The 17,555-nt window shown below is 74.4% G+C and carries 16 protein-coding genes and 2 pseudogenes; 9 read left to right on the forward strand and 9 right to left on the reverse strand.

The genetic code is table 11. From position 1 onward, the window contains the following. The first annotated feature begins 35 nt into the window (after nt 1–35). Nucleotides 36–797 (forward strand): leucine-rich repeat domain-containing protein, encoded by a 762-nt coding sequence (locus tag KCH_RS00605; protein ID WP_244305057.1) that lies wholly within the window; start codon nt 36–38, stop codon nt 795–797. Nucleotides 798–1,006: 209 nt separating this feature from the next. Further along, nucleotides 1,007–3,301 carry an FdhF/YdeP family oxidoreductase gene (locus tag KCH_RS00610; protein WP_157032350.1) on the forward strand — a complete coding sequence of 765 codons (2,295 nt, stop codon included), beginning with the start codon at nt 1,007–1,009 and terminating at the stop codon, nt 3,299–3,301. On the opposite strand, the gene KCH_RS38490 is transcribed toward KCH_RS00610, so the two are convergent. Then, the gene (locus tag KCH_RS38490; protein WP_035858050.1) at nt 3,276–3,602 is read right to left on the reverse strand and encodes a hypothetical protein; all 327 of its coding nucleotides are present in this window, start codon (nt 3,600–3,602) and stop codon (nt 3,276–3,278) included. The genes KCH_RS00610 and KCH_RS38490 overlap by 26 nt on opposite strands. Before the next feature lie 91 nt (nt 3,603–3,693). After that, nucleotides 3,694–4,347, reverse strand: coding sequence for a GNAT family N-acetyltransferase (locus tag KCH_RS00620; protein WP_035858051.1), 654 nt, complete (start codon nt 4,345–4,347; stop codon nt 3,694–3,696). 275 nt (nt 4,348–4,622) lie between these two features. Between KCH_RS00620 and KCH_RS00625 the strand changes: the two are divergent. After that, nucleotides 4,623–5,681: pseudogene (locus KCH_RS00625) on the forward strand (phytanoyl-CoA dioxygenase family protein); the annotation flags it as partial. Between the two features lie 15 nt (nt 5,682–5,696). On the opposite strand, the gene KCH_RS46380 reads toward KCH_RS00625, so the two are convergent. Both KCH_RS46380 and KCH_RS46385 read right to left on the reverse strand, forming a co-directional pair. Next, a complete protein-coding gene (locus tag KCH_RS46380) occupies nt 5,697–5,945 on the reverse strand; it encodes an ArsR/SmtB family transcription factor (protein ID WP_341865466.1) in 249 nt (82 codons plus the stop codon). Beyond that, nucleotides 5,942–6,373, reverse strand: a complete 432-nt coding sequence (locus tag KCH_RS46385; RefSeq protein WP_341865502.1) for a hypothetical protein — start codon at nt 6,371–6,373, stop codon at nt 5,942–5,944. The genes KCH_RS46380 and KCH_RS46385 overlap by 4 nt, the downstream gene beginning before the upstream one ends. Before the next feature lie 418 nt (nt 6,374–6,791). Between KCH_RS46385 and KCH_RS00635 the strand changes: the two genes are divergently transcribed. Further along, nucleotides 6,792–8,024: an alpha/beta hydrolase gene (locus tag KCH_RS00635; protein WP_035858052.1), complete on the forward strand. Its 1,233-nt coding sequence runs from the start codon at nt 6,792–6,794 to the stop codon at nt 8,022–8,024. Nucleotides 8,025–8,486: 462 nt separating this feature from the next. On the opposite strand, the pseudogene KCH_RS00640 reads toward KCH_RS00635, so the two are convergent. The 4 genes and pseudogenes from KCH_RS00640 to KCH_RS00655 form a co-directional block, all read right to left on the reverse strand. Next, a pseudogene (locus KCH_RS00640) lies at nt 8,487–9,452 on the reverse strand (LLM class flavin-dependent oxidoreductase); the annotation flags it as partial. A gap of 124 nt (nt 9,453–9,576) precedes the next feature. Then, entirely contained in the window at nt 9,577–10,776 is a 1,200-nt protein-coding gene (locus tag KCH_RS00645; protein ID WP_035858053.1) for an MFS transporter, read from the reverse strand. A gap of 162 nt (nt 10,777–10,938) precedes the next feature. Then, nucleotides 10,939–11,988 (reverse strand): hypothetical protein, encoded by a 1,050-nt coding sequence (locus KCH_RS00650; protein ID WP_035858054.1) that lies wholly within the window; start codon nt 11,986–11,988, stop codon nt 10,939–10,941. A gap of 209 nt (nt 11,989–12,197) precedes the next feature. Then, nucleotides 12,198–12,986: a maleylpyruvate isomerase family mycothiol-dependent enzyme gene (locus KCH_RS00655; protein WP_035858055.1), complete on the reverse strand. Its 789-nt coding sequence runs from the start codon at nt 12,984–12,986 to the stop codon at nt 12,198–12,200. A 254-nt stretch (nt 12,987–13,240) separates the two neighbouring features. Between KCH_RS00655 and KCH_RS00660 the strand changes: the two genes are divergently transcribed. The 3 genes from KCH_RS00660 to KCH_RS00670 all read left to right on the forward strand — a co-directional run bounded on the left by KCH_RS00660 (nt 13,241) and on the right by KCH_RS00670 (nt 14,940). Continuing rightward, entirely contained in the window at nt 13,241–13,684 is a 444-nt protein-coding gene (locus tag KCH_RS00660; RefSeq protein ID WP_035858057.1) for a hypothetical protein, read from the forward strand. Nucleotides 13,685–13,848: 164 nt separating this feature from the next. Continuing rightward, on the forward strand, nt 13,849–14,286 hold the full coding sequence (locus tag KCH_RS00665) for a hypothetical protein (RefSeq protein WP_051652584.1): 438 nt from the start codon (nt 13,849–13,851) through the stop codon (nt 14,284–14,286). A 357-nt stretch (nt 14,287–14,643) separates the two neighbouring features. Beyond that, nucleotides 14,644–14,940: a DUF7489 domain-containing protein gene (locus tag KCH_RS00670; protein WP_035858059.1), complete on the forward strand. Its 297-nt coding sequence runs from the start codon at nt 14,644–14,646 to the stop codon at nt 14,938–14,940. A gap of 92 nt (nt 14,941–15,032) precedes the next feature. On the opposite strand, the gene KCH_RS00675 is transcribed toward KCH_RS00670, so the two are convergent. Further along, nucleotides 15,033–15,485 (reverse strand): hypothetical protein, encoded by a 453-nt coding sequence (locus KCH_RS00675; protein ID WP_035858062.1) that lies wholly within the window; start codon nt 15,483–15,485, stop codon nt 15,033–15,035. Between the two features lie 231 nt (nt 15,486–15,716). Here KCH_RS00675 and KCH_RS00680 point away from each other — a divergent pair, with 231 nt between their 5' ends. Together KCH_RS00680 and KCH_RS00685 are read left to right on the forward strand one after the other, a co-directional pair. Further along, nucleotides 15,717–16,244 (forward strand): SigE family RNA polymerase sigma factor, encoded by a 528-nt coding sequence (locus KCH_RS00680; RefSeq protein WP_035858066.1) that lies wholly within the window; start codon nt 15,717–15,719, stop codon nt 16,242–16,244. 88 nt (nt 16,245–16,332) lie between these two features. Next, on the forward strand, nt 16,333–17,541 hold the full coding sequence (locus KCH_RS00685; RefSeq protein ID WP_035858068.1) for a hypothetical protein: 1,209 nt from the start codon (nt 16,333–16,335) through the stop codon (nt 17,539–17,541). The last annotated feature ends 14 nt before the right edge of the window (nt 17,542–17,555 follow it).

The following is a 17,555-nucleotide window of genomic DNA, read 5'->3' on the forward strand; positions in this document are numbered from 1 at the left end:
TTGAAGACGGGCCCGAGGACCGATGCCGACCCGCCGTGTTCTCCAACGGCTTCGCCGGGATGGGCGGCGACGACGAGCAGCCGGTGGTGGACCGCTGCCGGTGCCTCCCTGTGGGGAAGAGCCCGCAGCGGGTGCGGTTCCACCGGGAGCGGCAGGACACCTCCGCGCCGGGCTGGCTGCGCCTGCTGGAGCTGGTCGAGGAGGCGGCGGCCGACGGCCGGGAGGAGTTCCGGCCGCTGACGGAGCTGACCGCGGAGCAGCGCCGGCAGGTGGTGACGCTGCCGGCGAGCATCGGCACGCTGACCGCGGTGCGGAAGCTGGTGCTGTACCGCTCCAACCTGGTGCGGCTGCCGGCCGAGATCGGGCGGATGCGCAGCCTGGAGGTGTTCGAGCTGTACACCTCGCACCGGCTGCACTGGTTCCCGTACGAGCTGGCCCGGCTGCCCGCGCTGCGCGGCAGCACCGTCAGCACCCGGGCGCTGTACGGGAACGAGAAATACCGGCCGGGGTTCCCGGCCCTGCCGGGGCCGGTGGACGGGCCGGTGGATCTCGCGGCGTTGGATCCCGGGGTGCGGGGTGCGACGGAGGTGCGGGCGTGCAGTGTGTGCGACGGGCCGGTGGTGGAGCTGCGGCAGGGGTGGATCTCGCTGCACACCTCGGGCCACGACGTGCTGCCGCTGCTGGTGAACGCCTGCTCGGACGCCTGCCTGGCGAGTCTGCCGGCGCCGCCGGAGGGGTACCTGCCGGGCTGGCACCGGGGCGGTCCGGAGGTGGTGCAGCCGAGCCGGGAGTGGTGACGGGCGGTCAGCCGGGGCCGCCGGGCGGGTGGTTCGCGCGGGGCGGCGGGCGTGGCCGGTGCGGTCGGGGCGGGCGGCGGCGGCAGGATCCGAGGTGCCGTTGTCCGCCGCAGACCGGGAGTGCCGTCGTGACCGCAACCGAGGATCCCCAGCAGAGGCCGCAGCACGAGCCGCGGGAGCGCGAACCGGAGCCGGAGCCGGAGCCGAGCGTGCGGCCGTACCGGCATCCGGCCGCGGGGTGGGGGGCCGCGAAGTCGGTGGCGCGGGTGCTGGCGCGGACGGGCGAGTGGGTGGACGGTCCGCGGGCGGTGCTGAAGATGAACCACGAGGACGGCGGCTTCGACTGTCCGGGGTGTGCCTGGCCGGACGACTACAAGGGCCTGCACCTGGACATCTGCGAGAACGGGATCAAGCACGTCACCTGGGAGATGACGGGCAAGCGGGTCGGGCGGGAGTTCTTCGCCGCGCACACCGTGACGGAGCTCTCGGGCTGGAGCGACCACGCGCTGGAGGACCAGGGCCGGCTGACCGAGCCGATGGTGTACGACCCGGTCTCGGACCGGTACGTGCCGATCGACTGGCAGCAGGCCTTCGAGCTGATCGGCGGGGAGCTGCGCGGGCTGGACGACCCGAACCGGGCGGCGTTCTACACCTCGGGCCGGCTGGGCAACGAGGCCACCTTCCTGTACCAGTTGATGGCCCGTGAGCTGGGTACCAACAACCTGCCGGACTGTTCGAACATGTGTCACGAGGCGTCCGGCCGGGCGCTGACGGCCTCGCTGGGCACCGGCAAGGGCACCGTCGACCTGAAGGACTGGGAGGCCGCCGACGCACTGTTCATCCTCGGCGTGAACGCGGCGTCGAACGCGCCGCGGATGCTGACGGCGCTGGCGGACGCGCACCGGCGGGGCGCGCAGGTGGTGCACGTCAATCCGCTGGTGGAGGCGGCGGCGACCCGGACGATCGTGCCGCACGAGTTCGCGAACATGGCGCTGATGCGGGCGACGGCGACCAGCACGCTGAACCTGCAGGTGCGGATCGGTGGCGACCTGGCGCTGCTGCGGGCGATCGCGAAGGCGCTGCTGGAGCAGGCGGCGCACGATCCGCGGGCGCTGGACGAGGAGTTCATCGAGCGGCACACCGAGGGCTTCGCGGCGTACCGGGAGCTGTGCGAGCGCACGCCGTGGGAGGAGTTGGAGCGGCAGAGCGGGCTGAGCCGGGCGCAGTTGCTGGCGGCGGCGCGGGTCTACCGGGAGGCGGACCGGTCGATCTTCTCCTGGTGCCTGGGGGTGACGCAGCACGAGCACGGGGTGGACACCGTCCGGGAGATCGTCAACGTGCTGCTGCTGCGCGGCAATCTGGGCCGGGAGGGGGCGGGGCCGTCGCCGGTGCGCGGGCATTCGAACGTGCAGGGCAACCGGACCTGCGGGATCGACCACCGGCCGTCGGCGGCGTTCCTGGACCGCCTGGCGAAGGTGTGCGGGATCGAGCCGCCGCGCGAGCCGGGGCTGGACACGGTGGGCGTGATCGGGGCGATGGCGCGCGGCGAGGTGTCGGTGTTCGTCGGGATGGGCGGCAACTTCGCGCTGGCCGCGCCGGACACCGAGTTCACCTACCGGGCGCTGCGCGCCTGCGAGTTGACGGTGCAGGTGTCGACGAAGCTGAACCGCAGTCATCTGGTGCACGGGCGGCGGGCGCTGATCCTGCCGTGCCTGGGCCGCACCGAGCAGGACCGGCAGCGCGGCGGCGTGCAGGCCACCTCGGTGGAGGACTCGATGAGCATGGTGCACCTGTCGGTGGGGATGCGGAAGCGCCCGGCGTCGGCGCAGTTGCTGTCGGAGCCGGCGATCATCGCGGGCATCGCGCGGGCGGCGCTGCCGGACAGTGCCACGCCCTGGGAGTGGTACGTGGAGGACTACGACCGGATCCGCGACACCATGGCGAAGGTGCTGGACGGCTTCGAGGACTTCAACCGGCGGGTGCGGCTGCCGCTGGGCTTCCGGATCAAGCAGCCGGCCCGGGAGCTGGTGTTCCTCACCCCGTCGGGGAAGGCGGAGTTCTCGTCGGCGCCGCTGCCGGACGTGCTGCCGCCGCCGGGCACGCTGGTGCTGGGCACGATGCGTTCGCACGACCAGTGGAACACCACCATCTACTCGGACGACGACCGCTACCGGGGCGTCAAGAACCTGCGCACGCTGGTGTTCATGAACCGGCAGGACATGCGCGAGCGCGGCCTCGCCGAGTTCGACCCGGTCGACATCACCGCCACCGCGCGGGACGGCTCGACGCGTTCGCTGCACGGCTACCTGGCCGTCCCGTACGACCTGCCGCGGGGGTGCGCGGCCGGGTACATGCCGGAGATGAACGTGCTGTGCGCGCTGGGCGACCACAGCAGCCAGAGCGATCAGCCGATCATGAAGCACCTGAACGTGGTGATCGCTCCGGCCGCCCGTCCCGGGGCCGAGCCGGCGGCGGCCGTCAGCCCCGGCGCCACCACGCCCTGACGGTCCGCCAGGCGCCGCGCCCGGGGCGGCGGGCCGGGCCGGAGCCGCCGGCGTCCGCGAGCAGGGCCCGGCCGTCGAACCGGCCGCCGGGCACCTCGATCGGCGCCTTCCGGTCGGCCTCGGCGAGCAGTTCGGCGTGCGCCGCGTACGAGGTGGCGCGCACCGCCTCCTCGTAGCCGGCCAGCGCTCCGCTCAGCGCGGCCGCGGCGGTCCCGCCGCGCCGCCGGACCGCGTTCAGGCCCAGCCCGATCAGGGTCAGGACCCCGGCGAGCACCGCCAGCGTGATCAGATAGGGCACCATTCCCCGCTCCTCGTCCGTCCCGGCACAGCTCCGTCCCGGTCACCGTCCGCCTGTCGAACGCGCGGCCCGCGCGGGCGGTTCCGGGGAGCTGCTAGACGGGGACGGGGAGGCCGAAGAGTGCGGCGCAGGGGGTCAGGCCGGTGAGCCGGATGTCGGGGCGGCGGGTGGGCTCCCAGTCGGCGCGGTCGAGGCGGAAGCGCTGGGTGAGGGCGAACTCGCCGTGGCGGTTGTCGCGTTCGACGCCGTCGGGCAGGTAGCCGAGCTTGCGGGAGACGGCGATGGACGCGGCGTTGTCCGTGAACGAGGCGGAGATCGCGGATTCGGTGCCCAGGCCGGCGAAGGCGAGGTGCAGCATCGCGGTGCGGGCCTCGGTGCCGAGGCCGCGTCCGTGGTGCTCGACGCCCAGCCAGGAGCCGGACAGGATCTCCCGGCGGACCGCGAACTCGGTGGCCCGCAGCGACTGGACGCCGACCGGCCGGCCCTCGTCGAAGACCACCAGCAGCAGCGCCCAGTCCTCGGGCGTCCAGTCGGCCAGGGACCGCCAGTGCGCCTTCAGCACGGAGCGGGCGCGTTCGACGGGGGTGTCGTAGGCCCAGTCGGAGCGGAACGGGCGGGTGCCGGGGGCGACCACGCCGCGGGCGGCGAGGTCGGCGAGCTCGGCGAGTTCGGGTTCGGTGGGCAGCCGCAGCTCCAGGCGCGGGGTGCGCACGCTCAGGCCGGGCAGCGGCCAGTGATCGGTCAGCATCGCAACAGTGTGCCCCCGCAGGCGAGCTGGCGGCCCGTCAATTCCGGGCCCGCTTCCGGTTACCGGTCAGGAACTTGACAAGGTTTCTGGTCTGGACCAATCTGAAGATCGAAGCGGCCGCGGCACCCGTTCCCGGCGCCGCCCTTCTCCTCCGCTCCTCCTCCCCGGCCCGGCCCCGCTGCGGGGGCAGTCGCCGCGCCCGGGCCGGATCCCGTCCCGACCTGCCGGGCTCCGACTCCCCGTCACCTTCCGCCTGCTCCCTGGAGGGGTCTCCCATGTCCGTGCCGTCCCGCCGGGCCCAGCTGTTCCGCGCCGCCACCGACCGCCCGTACTTCAGCAGCGACGGCGAGTCCTACCTCGCCCAGCACACCCTGCGCGAACTCGCCAAGTCCCGTCCGCTGCGCGTGCTCTCCGAGGAGGACTTCGCGCACTGGCAGACCTACGGCTACGTCGTCGTCCGCGAGGCCGTGCCCGCCGGGCACGCCCGCCGGATGCTCGACTTCGCCTGGCAGTTCCAGGGCCTGGACCCGCGGGACCCGGACAGCTGGTTCGCCGACCGGCCGTTCCGCTCCGAGCTGGACCGGCAACTGCACGTCTACGGCTTCGTCGAGGCGTACCACCACCAATTGCTCTGGGACAGCCGGCAGCACGAGCGGGTCTACGACGCGTTCGTGGACGTCTGGGACTGCGAGGAGCTCTGGGTCACCCTGGACCGCCTCAACCTGAACCCGCCCAACCGCGGCAACCGCGACCGCGCCCTCGTCGACCCCGCCGACCGGGACGGCGACCTCCCCCTGCACTGGGACATCGACACCGGCCTCGGCGTGCCGCCGCAGCGGGTCCAGGGCATCATCGCGCTCAACGAGACCTCGGCGGAGACCGGCGGCTTCCACTGCAACCCCGAGCTCTTCCGGCGCTTCGAAGCGTGGAAGCTCGGCCAGCCCGCCCACCGCGACCCCTACCGCCCCACCGTCGACCGCGCCGAACTCCCCGTCGTCCGACCGGAACTGCATCCCGGCGACCTGCTGATCTGGAACGGCCTGCTGGCCCACGGCGTCGCCCGCAACCGCTCCGAACGGGGCGTCCGCGCCGTCCAGTACCTCTCGATGATGCCCGCCCTCGAGGAACACGAGCGCCTCCGCACGGCCCGCATCGACTCCTGGCGCCACCTCCGCACCCCCCACTGGAACCGCACCCTGGTCGGCGACCCGGTCCTGCACGAGTCCAGGCGCTACCCCACCGCCCGCCTCACCGACCTCGGCGCCAGACTCCTCGGCCTCGCCTCCTGGTACGACCCCGCCCCGCCCCCACCGGCCCCTACCGCTGCACCGCCCCGGCCTGACGCACCCTCACCCCTCGTTCGGCACGGCGGGTCCGGGGCCGGCCGGCCGGATGCCGAGCAGGAGGCTACCGAGGGCGGTGCGGTGGTGCAGGACTGCCTTGCCCGCGCGGGTGGTGGAGATCAGGCCGGCGCCGCGGAGGGCCGCCGTGTGGGCGGAGACCGTGGCGGCGCTGACCCGCAGGCGGCGGGCGAGTTCGCTGGTGGTGCGGTCCTCGGCCAGCAGGTGCAGCAGCTCGGTGCGGGTCGGGCCGATCACCCTCGCCAGTGCCTGCGGCCCCTCGCCGCCCGCGGGCCGGAGCGGGAAGCCGGGCCGGCCGGGTAGGTGACGACGACCGGGCGGTCCGGCAGGTCGGACAGCAGCGGGCCGCCCGACCAGTGGAAGGTGGGCAGCAGCAGGAGTCCGCGCCCGCCGAGCCCGATCTCCCGTGCGCGGCCCGGCAGTTCCCAGGTTCCGCCGTCCAGCCGGGCACCGGGCAGCAGTCCGGCCAGCAGCGGGCCGGCCCCCGTCTCGGCGAGTTGCACGGCGCGGCGCACGAACTCGGCGTGGTGCAGGTCCTGCACCTGCCCCCAGACCGGGCCGAGCAGCGCGTCGAACGCGGCCCGCTGCGCCCGGCTCAGCAGCCTCCGGGCCCGTCCTCGCCGCGCCGCAACTCCTGGATCCAGGCCGGCGGGGCGTGCGCGCACCGGCGTGGACGCGTTCCAGTTCGGCGCGGACCACCTCGGCCGGGGTCGCCCGGACCTGCTCCAGCGCGTCCGGGAGGGAGTCCGCCACCACGTCCAGGAAGCTCGGCGCGCGCCCGGCCGGGACCAGGTCGGCGAGCGGTTCGGCGGCCTTCGGCAGGGTGCGCAGCGTCCTGCGCCGCCAGGCTCCGTGGAGCAGTTCGCCGTCCTGACGGCACATCATCGCCAGGGCCGCGTTCAGTTCCTGGAGCGGCGCGGGCCGGGGCGCGAGGCGGACGCGGGCGAAGTCGTCCGGCGTGAAGTGGATCCGCAGCATGGTGCCCCCGGTGTCTGTCCGGACCCCCGCGGGCCGGGGGCGCCATCCTTGAGCCCCTGGCCTCAATGATCGCCCGCGCCGGGCCCGGCGGGCCAACCTGCCCGCATGACTCGTGACTTCTCGATCGGCCGACGCTCCGTCACCGGGGCGGCGCTGCTGGGCTCCGCCGCCCTGCTGCTGGGCGCCACCGGCCGGCGGGCCTTCGCCGACGCCCTCCCCGCGACCGTGCCGTCGACCGTGGGCGGTGTCGTCCTCGCCCTGCCCGCGCCGACCGGCCGCCACCCGGTGGGGTGCCGGGCGGTGTACCTGGTGGACGGCTCGCGCCGCGACCCGTGGGATTCCTCCGTGCCCGTGCGGGAGTTGATGCTGACCTTCTTCTACCCGGCCCGCGCGGTCGCGGGTACCGCCCCGGCTCCGCAACTGCCGCCGCTGGCCGCGGAGGTGTTCGGGGCGATCGCCCCGTACGGGCCGCTGCGGCTGCCGGCCGCCGGCGTGGACTGGGGCGCCACCCTGTCCCACTCCGGTCCGGACGCCGCGGCGCTGCCGGGTCGCCGTCCGGTGCTGGTGTACAGCCCGGGCGGCGGCGATCCGCGCGGCCTGGGGACGTCCCTGGCCGAGGAGTTGGCGAGCCACGGCGCGGTGGTGGTGACGGTCGATCACCCCGGCGACGCGGCGGCGGTCGAGTTCCCGGGCACCACGGCCTTCCGACCCGAGCCGGTCCGGCCGACGGTCTTCCGCGGCGACCCCCGCGACACGCCCGCCCTCGCCCGCACCATGGTCGACGCCCGGGTCGCCGACCTGCGCTTCGTCCTCGACCGCCTCGGCCGGCCGGCCGAACTGCCGCTTCCCCGCGGCCTCTCCCTCGATCTGCGCCGCCTCGGCGTGTACGGGCACTCGGCGGGCGGCAGCGCCGTCACCGAACTCCTCCACGAGGACCGGCGGGTCCGCGCCGGCATCAACCTGGAGGGCTACCTCGACCTTCCCCCGCTCCGGCCCGGCGACGCCCCCGAGCCCCTCCCCGTCCTCCGGACCGGCGTGGACCGCCCCCTGCTTCTGCTCGGCACCGAACTCTTCGACCACGCCGCCGAGTTGAACCGCTCCTGGTCCGCCCTCACCGCCCGCTCGGCCCCCTGGGTCCGCACCACCCGCCTCCCCGGCGCCGCCCACTGGGCCGTCACCGACCTGGCCGCCCTGCTCCCCGGGCTCCAGTCGGCCGGCCTGACCACCCCGGCGGACCGCGCCGCGGTCGTCGGCACCGTCCGCCCGGCCGTCGGGATCCCCCGCGTCCGCCGCACGGTCCGCGAGTTCTTCACCCGCCACCTGGCCGCAGCCCCCTGAGCCGGAGCGGCCGCTACTCCCCCCGTCCGCTCAGTCACCGTCGCGGGTCCGGCCAGCGTTCGCGTTCGCGCTCGCGTTCCACCAGGTGAAGTCGGGTGCGGCCTGCTCCAGGTCGTCGAGGCGGCGCCGGGCGCGGCTGACGAACTCGGCGGGGAGGCGGACGGCGTGCTCGGTGACGTAGTGGGCGAGCCCGCCGGGCCAGACGTAGCTGCCGTCGGTCAGTTCGGCGTTGCCGTTGCTGCAACCGCACAGGCGGCAGCGGGAGACGCCCATGTACTGGCGGATCAGCTGGCCCTGGTCGAGGTAGGCGGCGACCAGCGACCGCTCCTCCTCGTCCCAGCTCTCGTCCACCAGCTGTGCCGCGTCCGGCAGTTCGGGCGCCTGCGGGGAGGCCCAGTAGCCCAGTGCCCGGAGCGCGGGGCCGCCGCGCCGGACCAGCCAGGAGACGCCGGTCGGCTCCTCGGGCAGGGCGCGCGCCAGGGAGTCCAGCGCGTCCAGCGCGGAGGGGCCGACCGGGGCGAGGACGACGGTGGTGGCGCCGGCGGCGTGGCGGGCGGCGATGGCGGCGCGGGCCTGCTCGGGGGTGCCGACGACGGCGAGGGCGTGCACCCACGCGTCGGGCAGGGTGCGGGCGAACTCCGCGCCGTCGGCGGCGGCTTCGCGGTGGGCGCGCAGCTCGGCGGCGAACGGGAGCGGTTCGAGGTGGGCGGCCCAGTCGGGTTCGCCGATCGCGGCCAGCCCGGGGCGCACCCGGTCGAGGGCGGCCTTCTCCTCGGTGTCGACGGCCGCGGCGTCGTAGGTGACGACCAGGGCCTCGGGGCGCAGGTGGCGGCGCGAGGTCCCGATGTACGCGGGGGCGGCGGGTTCGGCCAGCAGCAGCCCGTCCGCGACCTCCCCGGCGGCGGCCTGCGACTTGGGGCCGCGCACGCCGAGGATCACCGGCGGCGCCACCTCCGGAACCTCCGTCAACTGCACGCCCTCGCACTGGACGTAGCGTCCGTTCGGCGGGCCGGGCTCGCCGCGCAGCAGGGTGCGCAGCGCGGTGGTGTACTCCTTGAGCAGGGTGACCGGGCTGGCGGGCCACGCGCCGGCGGCCCGCATCCAGTCCGGCATGCCGTGGCCGACGCCGGCGACCACCCGGCCGGGGTGGAGCTGGGCCAGACTGGCGAGTTCCATCGCGGCGAAGCACACGTTGCGGGCGCCGGCGGGCATGATGCCGATGCCGACGGTGATCCGTTCGGTGACGGCGAGCACGGTCGCGGCCTGGGCGATGCCGCCGCGCCAGCCGAGGTCCTCGACCACCCAGAGTTCGTCGAAGCCCGACTCCTCGGCCCGGCGCGCGTACTCGAACAGGTCGTTCACCGGCAGGTCGCGCGGGAGCATGACGCCGATGCGGCCCGGGGTGGCGGTTCCTTCGGTTCGGGGCATCGACGGCACTCCTCGCGGACGGACTCCGCTCGGCCCCACCGCCGCTGCGGAAATCCGGTGATCATACCTCCCGGTGACGGTCCCTCAGTGCCCCGCGACACCCCTCGTCACCCCGCGGCGCCCCTCAGTGCCCGGCGCCGACCAGCTCCGTCGCGACCGGCTGGTCCGCCACGGCCACCGGGCCGCGCCGGTCCGCCGCCCAGGATCCGGCCGCGATCAGGAAGCCGAGCAGCGCCAGGCCCGCGCCGACCAGCGTGGGGGACGTCCAGCCGAGGCCGGCGGAGAGGGCCAGTCCGCCCAGGTACGCGCCTTGCGCGTTGGCCAGGTTGAACGCGCCCTGCACGGTCGCCGAGGCCAGCGTGGGCGCCTTGCGGGCCTTCTGGATCACCAGGGTCTGCACGGTGGGGACGGTCGCGAACCCGGCCATGCCGATCAGCACCACCGTCACGGCGGCCGACCAGCGGGCGTGCGCGGTGAGCGCGAACAGGGCGAGCGCGCCGGACATCGCGAGGAACGCGGCGCAGATCGACGGGCGCAGCGCGCGGTCGGCCGCGTAGCCGCCGATGACGTTGCCGATGGTCATGCCGACGCCGAACAGGGCGAGGATCAGGGTGACGGAGGAGTCGGCGAAGCCGGCGACCTCGGTGAGGGTGGGGGTGATGTAGCTGTAGCAGGCGAAGAGTCCGGCGCAGCCGAACACCACCGTGCCGAGGGCGAGCCAGAGTTGTCCGCTGCGGAAGGTGGCGAGTTCGCTGCGCAGTCCGGCGCCGGGGTGCGCGGGCAGGTGCGGGACGAGCCGGGCGATGGCGGCGGCGCCGAGCAGGCCGATGGCGACCACGACGAGCATCGCGGCGCGCCAGCCGAGGCGCTGGCCGAGCAGGGTGGCGGCGGGGACGCCGACGATGTTGGCGACGGTGAGCCCGGAGAACATCACCGAGACGGCGCGGGCCCGCAGGTGCGGGGCGACGAGTTCGGCGGCGGCGACGGCACCCGCACCGAAGAACGCGCCGTGCGGCAGTCCGGTGATCAGCCGGGCGGCGGCCAGGAACGCGAAGTTGGGGGCGATCGCGCAGAGCAGGTTGCCGGCGGTGAACAGACCGGCCAGTCCGACCAGGACCGCCTTGCGGGGCAGGCGGGCGGCGCCGGCGGTGAGCAGCGGGGCGCCGATCACCACGCCGAGCGCGTACATGGAGATCAGCCAGCCGGCGTGCGGGATGGACACCTGGAGGCTGTCGGCGATCTGCGGGAGCAGTCCCATGGCGGCGAACTCGGTGGTGCCGATGGCGAACGCGGTGACGGCGAGGGCGACGAGCGCCAAGGGCATGGGGGTGCTCCACAACGGGGTCGGCGGGGTGGCTGGGCTGCGGCGCCGACGGCATGTCAACGTTGTCAGCGCCAGCCGATCCTACCGGGCCCGTCCGTCTCCCCCGCCGTCCGTCCGGATGGCGGTCGGGCGACGAACGGGTGTCGTCCCGGTGCGGCGGGGTCAGGCGGTGGTGCGCGCGAACCAGTCGCGGGTCTCGTCGGCGGGCAGCACCCGGACGAGTTCGGCCCGGCCGGGGAGCAGCGGGAAGAACCGGTCGGCGTTCCAACCGTGCGGGTACTGCGGGTCGTCCAGCACCAGCAGGCGGTGGCCGTCGACCTCGGGGATGTCGTCCGGCAGGCCCTCGTTCCAGATCCGGCCGCCGTCGGGGGCGAGCAGTGTGAAGGAGCCGGTGGCGACGATGCCGCTGCGGGTGCCGTCGGCGGGCGCCGGGTCGGTGGCGAGGCGGACGCTGTCCGCGGACGGGGCGGTGCCGGGCAGGTGGCCGCCGCCGATCAGGAGGTGCGCGAGCAGCGTGTGCAGCTGGAAGTTGTCGCCGATGCCGCCGATCCGCACCTGGTAGCCGGTGCCGGTGGGCCGGTGCAGCACGACCACCGGTTCGTCGTCCAGCACGGCCAGCGCGTACGACAGGCACTTGAGGTCGTGCCGCCCCAGGACCTCCAACTCGCGGCAGAGCGGCAGCAGTTCGGCCCGGTGTCGGCGGCGCACCTCGGTGCTGCGGCACAGCACGGCCAGCGCGGGCGCCTGCCACTGCTCGATGGTGCACCAGGCGCGGGCGAGCCGCAGCGCCTCGTACTGGTCGCCGCCGAGCCGGGCGAGCAGCGCCTCGTCGATCAACTCCTCGTCGGGCTCCGGCAGTTCGTCGGCTCCGGTGGCCCGCCAGGCGGCGGCGAAGCGGAGCGCGGCGGCCAGCTCGTCCCGGACGTCCGCGAGGATCGGGCCGGCGCAGGCTCCCGCGTCGGCTCCCCGCTCGACGCAGAACCCGGCGGCGGTGGCCAGCACGGACCGCGGTCCGACCGGCGGGAACTGCGGCAGCAGCGCGGCCAGCCGGGGCCCGGCGGCCACGCACTCCGCATCACCGGCCGCCTGAAGGGCGTTGACCGCGGCCGCGAACGCCCGCTCGGTACGCTCCCCGTCGCGCGCGGCGGCCCCCTGCTCCAGCTCGGTCAGGGTGTCGGCGAGGCCGGAGGACTTCTTTCGTCTGAAGATCACGGGCGCACACTCTAGTGCCGCCCCGCGGCCGGAACTTCGCCCGGGCAACCGCCCGCACCGGCCCCGCCCGGAACTCTGCCCCGCGCACCGCCACGACCGCCGTCCCCGCCCGTCGCTCACCCCGCGCGGGCGGCGACGGCGGCGGGCCGACGCGGGTCACGGCAGGGTGGGCCCGCCCGGAGGCGTGGCCGGCGCGCTCCTGGTGCGTGCTACTTCTCCTCCGGCTCCCAGGCGCGGAGCAGGTCGAGCAGGCCGGCGTCTCCGTCGATGCCCATGGAGTCGGCCTTGAGGCGGTCGTACAGGTACAGCACCACCTCGCCGGCCGTGCCCCGGACGGAGGCGCCGGCCGCGTCCAGGCCCTCGCCGCCGGCGGGGATGCGGGCGGTGCGGGCGCCCTCGCCGTCGACCGTGAGACGCCAGGAGCGGCCCTCGGTGGCGTGGAAGTCGAAGGCGGTCGGCTCGTGCGGCCAGGCGCTCGGCGTCCCGCAGACGGTGAGCAGGAACTCCTCCACCCCGTCGAGGGCCAGCTCGGCCGGCAGCGGCTCCGTTGCGCCCCCGGCGAGTTGGGCGTCGTAGGTGTGCACCGCGGTCTCCTGCACCCGGTGCCGGGCGACCGCGCCGGAGGTCTGCGGCGACTGCGACGCGGGCCACCACGTCCAGCAGCCGCGCTCCGGCCCCGCCTCGCGCAGGGCGCTCAGCAGCAGCTCCGTCGACGCGGCCAGCCAGGCCACCAACTCCTCACGCCCCTGCGGCACTTCCAGGTTCGCGCGCAGCGCGACGGCCTCCGCCGGCGGAGCCTCGGCCGGCCCCGCGCCGACGATCGCGGCCCAGAAACGGTCTCCCCCGCCCAGGTGCTTCACCAGATCCAGCAGCGTCCACCCCGGGCAGCTCGGCACCTCCGCGTCCAGGCTGGGCGCGGCGACGACCGCGGCACGGAAGGCGGTCGACCGCTCGTCGATCAGTCCGAGCAGGTCGGAGAACTCAAGATTCTTTTCCACGCCGGATGTCTACCATCGCGCCCCGGCGCTCGAACAGCGATTTCCCGAGCCGGAGAGGCAGCAGACCTGGCGCGGGACCGCCCGCGCACGCCCCGTCCGCGCTGTCCGACAGGCAACGGATCCGTCCGGCCCAACGGACCCACCCGACCGCCAACCAGCGCTCGGTGGGGCTCGCTTGCGCCGCACAGGCCGGGCCGGGCCCGGCCGAAGCGGAGAGCTCCTGCGCACCGGTCCGCTCGCTGTAGTCTCGCGCCGTGACCGACCGACCCGGGGCGTCCGACGCCTTCAAGAACCGCTGCGCGAACGCCGCCCGGGCGCTGGAGTCCTGCACCGGCTACTCCGTGGACCGCATCGTGTGGGACGAGTCCGGCGCGGACCGCAAGGACAAGACCCTGGACGTGTTCCTGCGCGAGGGGCCGCACCGGCCCGACGTCCTGATCTCGCTGTCCGGTCTCCACTCGGTTCGCCCCTTGGACCCCGAGGTGGCCCCCGTCTTCGTCGACGGAATCTCCCTGATCCACCTGCCGCAACTGCCGTCCCCCTGGCCCGCCGAGGCCGTCGGCCGCCTCGACCGCTCCGACCAACTCCCCGAACTGGCCTGGCTGAGGATCACCGGCCCCGCCCGGATCGACGCCGTCGCTTCGATCGTGACCGTCTATCAGGCACCGAGCGACGACGCGGCCTCCGTGCTCCCGTGACGGCCTTTCAGCTGGAGCGGTGCTGCCCGCGCTTCGGCCTGCTCGCCGTCTCCGCTCCCTCGGCGTCGCGTTCGGCCCTGGGCCGACCGGATCTGCCGCGTGCGGGGAGGAAGCCGACCTGATCCGCCCCGCGGACGTCGGTGGCGCCTGGGAGACTCCGGTCCGTGCTGATCAAGGGATACGACCTCGGGCCGCTGGTCGAGGGTGAGTGGCTGCTCGACCGGGCCGGGTTCTGGCCGAATCACCTGCTGACCATGTGCCGCTTCACACCCGGCGAGGAGCGACCGGAACCCGAGTGGTTCGGTGCCGACGGTGCCGACACCGACGCCCTCCCCCCGGACGCACCGGCACGCCTGACCGCCGCCCTCACCACCATCGGAGCCCCCGCCACCTCCGCCCACCACCTGCTCCGCGCCGGACGCCCCGCGTCACAGCACCTCGCCGGCCTCAACTCCCCTCTGAGCGGTGGCGACCCCCACCAGCCCGCCCCGCCATGGGCACTCACCCTCACCCGACCCCAACGCGACGCACTCGCCGGCGCCCTGGGCAGTCGCAGCGGTGGCAGCTCGTCCTCGCAGTCGACGGTCCCAGCGCCCGAGTAGCCCCTGATGCCCCGTCATCCACCGTCGGCGGGAACGGCCGTGCGGGTGCCGGGCCACACCCGTCCTCGCGGAGCCCGGCGGTTCGCCGAGGACGGTACGGAATCCCCGGACGCGCGACGGCGCTGCGGCACGGCGCTGCGGAACCGCCGCTCGGCGTCGGCGAGTTCGTCGGTCACCCCGTCAACCGGAGCCACCCCTGCGTTCGCGTGACGGCCTCGCCAGTCCCGTTGCCCGCGGGTGACCTGCACCGGGCCGGGGCCGAACGGCCTTGCTGGGTAAGCCTTCTGGGCCGGCGCCCAGCAGACCGGTACGCTGGCGTCGATGGCCTGTGCCGTCGTCGATGCAGGGGGATCGCACATGTCGAACACCATTGTCCTGCTTCTCTCCATCGGCTCGCCCGCCATGGTCGTGGCGATGATCGCCGCGCACGGGCTGCGCGAGAGCAAGGACGCATACACCGGGGTGGTCACCGGCCGCGGGGTGCGCAGTTCGACCGGCACCTACGGCCCGACCGGCCGCTACATGGTGCACATCCGCACCGACGAGGGGCGGGAGCTCAGCATCGAGGTGAACGCCCGGACGTACCGGTCGCTCGCCGTCGGCGACCGGGTGGTCAAGGAGTGGGGCAGGCGCTGGCCGGAGCGGTCGGACTGACGGGGCGAACACCCTTGCCGCACCGGCTCCGCCCACGAGGGGGAGCGACCCGGCCGACGTCCCCACCGGCGCTCTCCCGCGAGTCCGGAGTGTCAGGCCCAGTCGAGGCAGCTGAGGATCGTGCCGTCGGCCTGGGCGAGGCAGGAGCGGAAAGCGACGTCCTTGATGGGGTAGTTGGAGCGGTAGTAGGGGGAGATGACCTGGCTGCCGTTCACGCTGCAGTCGAGGGCGGGGGTGCGGTACTGCCAGTCCGGGTTCCAGGAGGAGCCGGTCTTGACGTGGTAGCGGATCTGCGTGGCGGAGCAGAATCCGTCCCCCTCGAAGAGGTCCTGCGCGCCGGTGTGCACCTCGACAGTGGTACCGCTCCAGTCGACCCGGCCCCATCCCTCGATCTGGTTCGGGAGGCCCATGTAGCCGGTGGCTCGGCTGTTGGCCAGGCCGGACCAGCCGGAGATCTTGGTCCAGTCGTCGGAGGCGTGGGCCGGCATGGCGGTTCCCAGGGTCAGCAGTGCGGTGCCTGCCAGGATCGCGGCGATCTTCTTCATGTGCCTTCTCCTTCGGTCGGCTTTCTGCCGGCTTCCTGCCGGGGTGCGGCCCATCCTCGCCTCGCCGGCACCTCGCGTCGTCAACCCTGTGCGGTAGGCGGCGGGTAAACCTGCGGTGTACCTGCTGCGCGTACGATCAGTGCGAACGGCCGCGCCCGGCAACGGCCCGCACGGCGACGCCCGCGCGTCCGGCCTGGGACGCAACCTCGGGTACGTCGCGTTAAAGCAGACATGAAGCATCCATCGACCAGTCCCGAGTCGGCGCAGCCGACCGACTTCCGGGAGTTCGCGGTCTCCCGCGGGCGTCATCTCCTGCGCACGGCCTACCTGTTGACGGGTGGTGACGCGCACCTCGCGGAGGATCTCGTCCAGGAGGCCCTGGGCCGGATCTACGGGCGGTGGCGCAAGATCTCCCGGATGGAGAATCCGGCCGGGTACGCCCAGACCGTGCTGGTCAACACCTTTCTGTCGCACCGTCGTCGGCGGGCGAGCAGTGAGCAGGCGACCGACACCTTCGAGGAGGTGGCGGTCAGCGATCCCGACCCGTCGCTGCGGCTGACGCTGCTCAGGGCGTTGAGCGAACTGGCTCCGCAGGACCGCGCCGTGCTGGTGCTGCGCTTCTGGGAGGACCGCAGCGTCGACGAGACCGCTGCCGCGCTCCAGTTGAGCGCCAGCGGCGTCCGTTCGCGCAGCAGCCGCGCACTGGACCGCATCCGCGCCGTCCTCGGCGACCAGCTCGACGAGCTCGTCCGCCACTGAGCCCGCCACCGCGAGCCCGTCGGCGAATCCGCCACCGAGCCCGCCAGAACCGCTTTCCCCTTCCGATCCGTCAGGAGAGTCCTCCCCCATGCCTTCCGACACCGCCGTCTCCGCACTGATGCGGGACGCCGCCGATCTCACCCCCGACCTGCCCGTCGAGCTGCTGGCCGACGCCGGCGAGCGTCTCGGGCGCAGCCGCGTCCGCCGTCGGCGTCTTGCCGCGGCCGCCGGCGCGGGTGCGGCATTGACGCTGGTCGCCCTGGCCGGAGTGGCCCTGCGGCCGGGGGGCGGCGCGCCGGTGGTCGTCCGTCCGATGGGAAACCCGGCCGTCACCGGGCAGTTCATGATCGACACGCTGGTGTCCCTGCTGCCCCCGGGCCAGGTCGACAGCACCTTCGGCGCCGGCTCGGACGCCCCGCACGGCGGGCCGATGGCCCATCTCGCGTTCGACGACGGCCAGGGCGCTTCGGCGATCACCCTGAGCACCGACTGGGTCGCGCTGCCGATCGGGGCGGGCACCCAGGGCACCCAGTGCGTGGACCCGACCGTGCGTCCGACCGACGGCTGCACCCGGACGGTGGGCCCGGACGGCTCGATTCTCATGATCCAGAAGTTCCGGCCCGAGCCCGGCGGCGGGCCCACCTCCACCTGGACGGCGATCTGGACGGGTGCCGACGGCCGCCAGGTCCGCCTGGACGAGAGGAACTCCCGGACGGCCGGGCCGCCGCTGACCCGGCCCGAACCCGCGCTGTCCGTCGAGCAGTTGGCCGCCGTGATCAGCAGCCCGGCCTGGAACCCGGTGTTCGAGGTGTTCACCACCTCCACCAATGCGCCGGGCGGCTCGCAACTCCCGCTTCCGGACGCGATCCTGGCCACCGCCGACCGGCTCCTGCCGGCGGGCCTCCAGCGTGACCGCGGCAGCGCTCCGCAGACCACCCCGGGCACGGCCCATCTCACCGTCACCGTCGACGGGCAGACCTGCCTGCTGTCGATCACGGTCACGCCGCACTGGATGAAGGACGGCGACCCCCGAAGCATCTTCGCCTCGCTGGCCAACGGCCGCCCGACCACCCGGACGGCGAGCGGCGCCGAGGTCGTCACCTCGACCTACGGCGCCACCAAGAGCTCGCCCGAGCCGCCCGTCCGCTGGCTGGCCGACGCCCTGCTGCCGGACGGCACCCACGTCAGCGTCAGCGAGAACATCGGCGCCAACTCCTTCGACGCCAAGCCCGGCACCCCGGCCCTGACGCTCGATCAGCTCGCCGACCTGGCGGCCGCCTCCGCGTGGCAGCAGTGACCGGCGGGCCCGGC

The organism is Kitasatospora cheerisanensis KCTC 2395 (genome assembly GCF_000696185.1).
GTDB classification, from domain to species: Bacteria; Actinomycetota; Actinomycetes; order Streptomycetales; family Streptomycetaceae; genus Kitasatospora; species Kitasatospora cheerisanensis.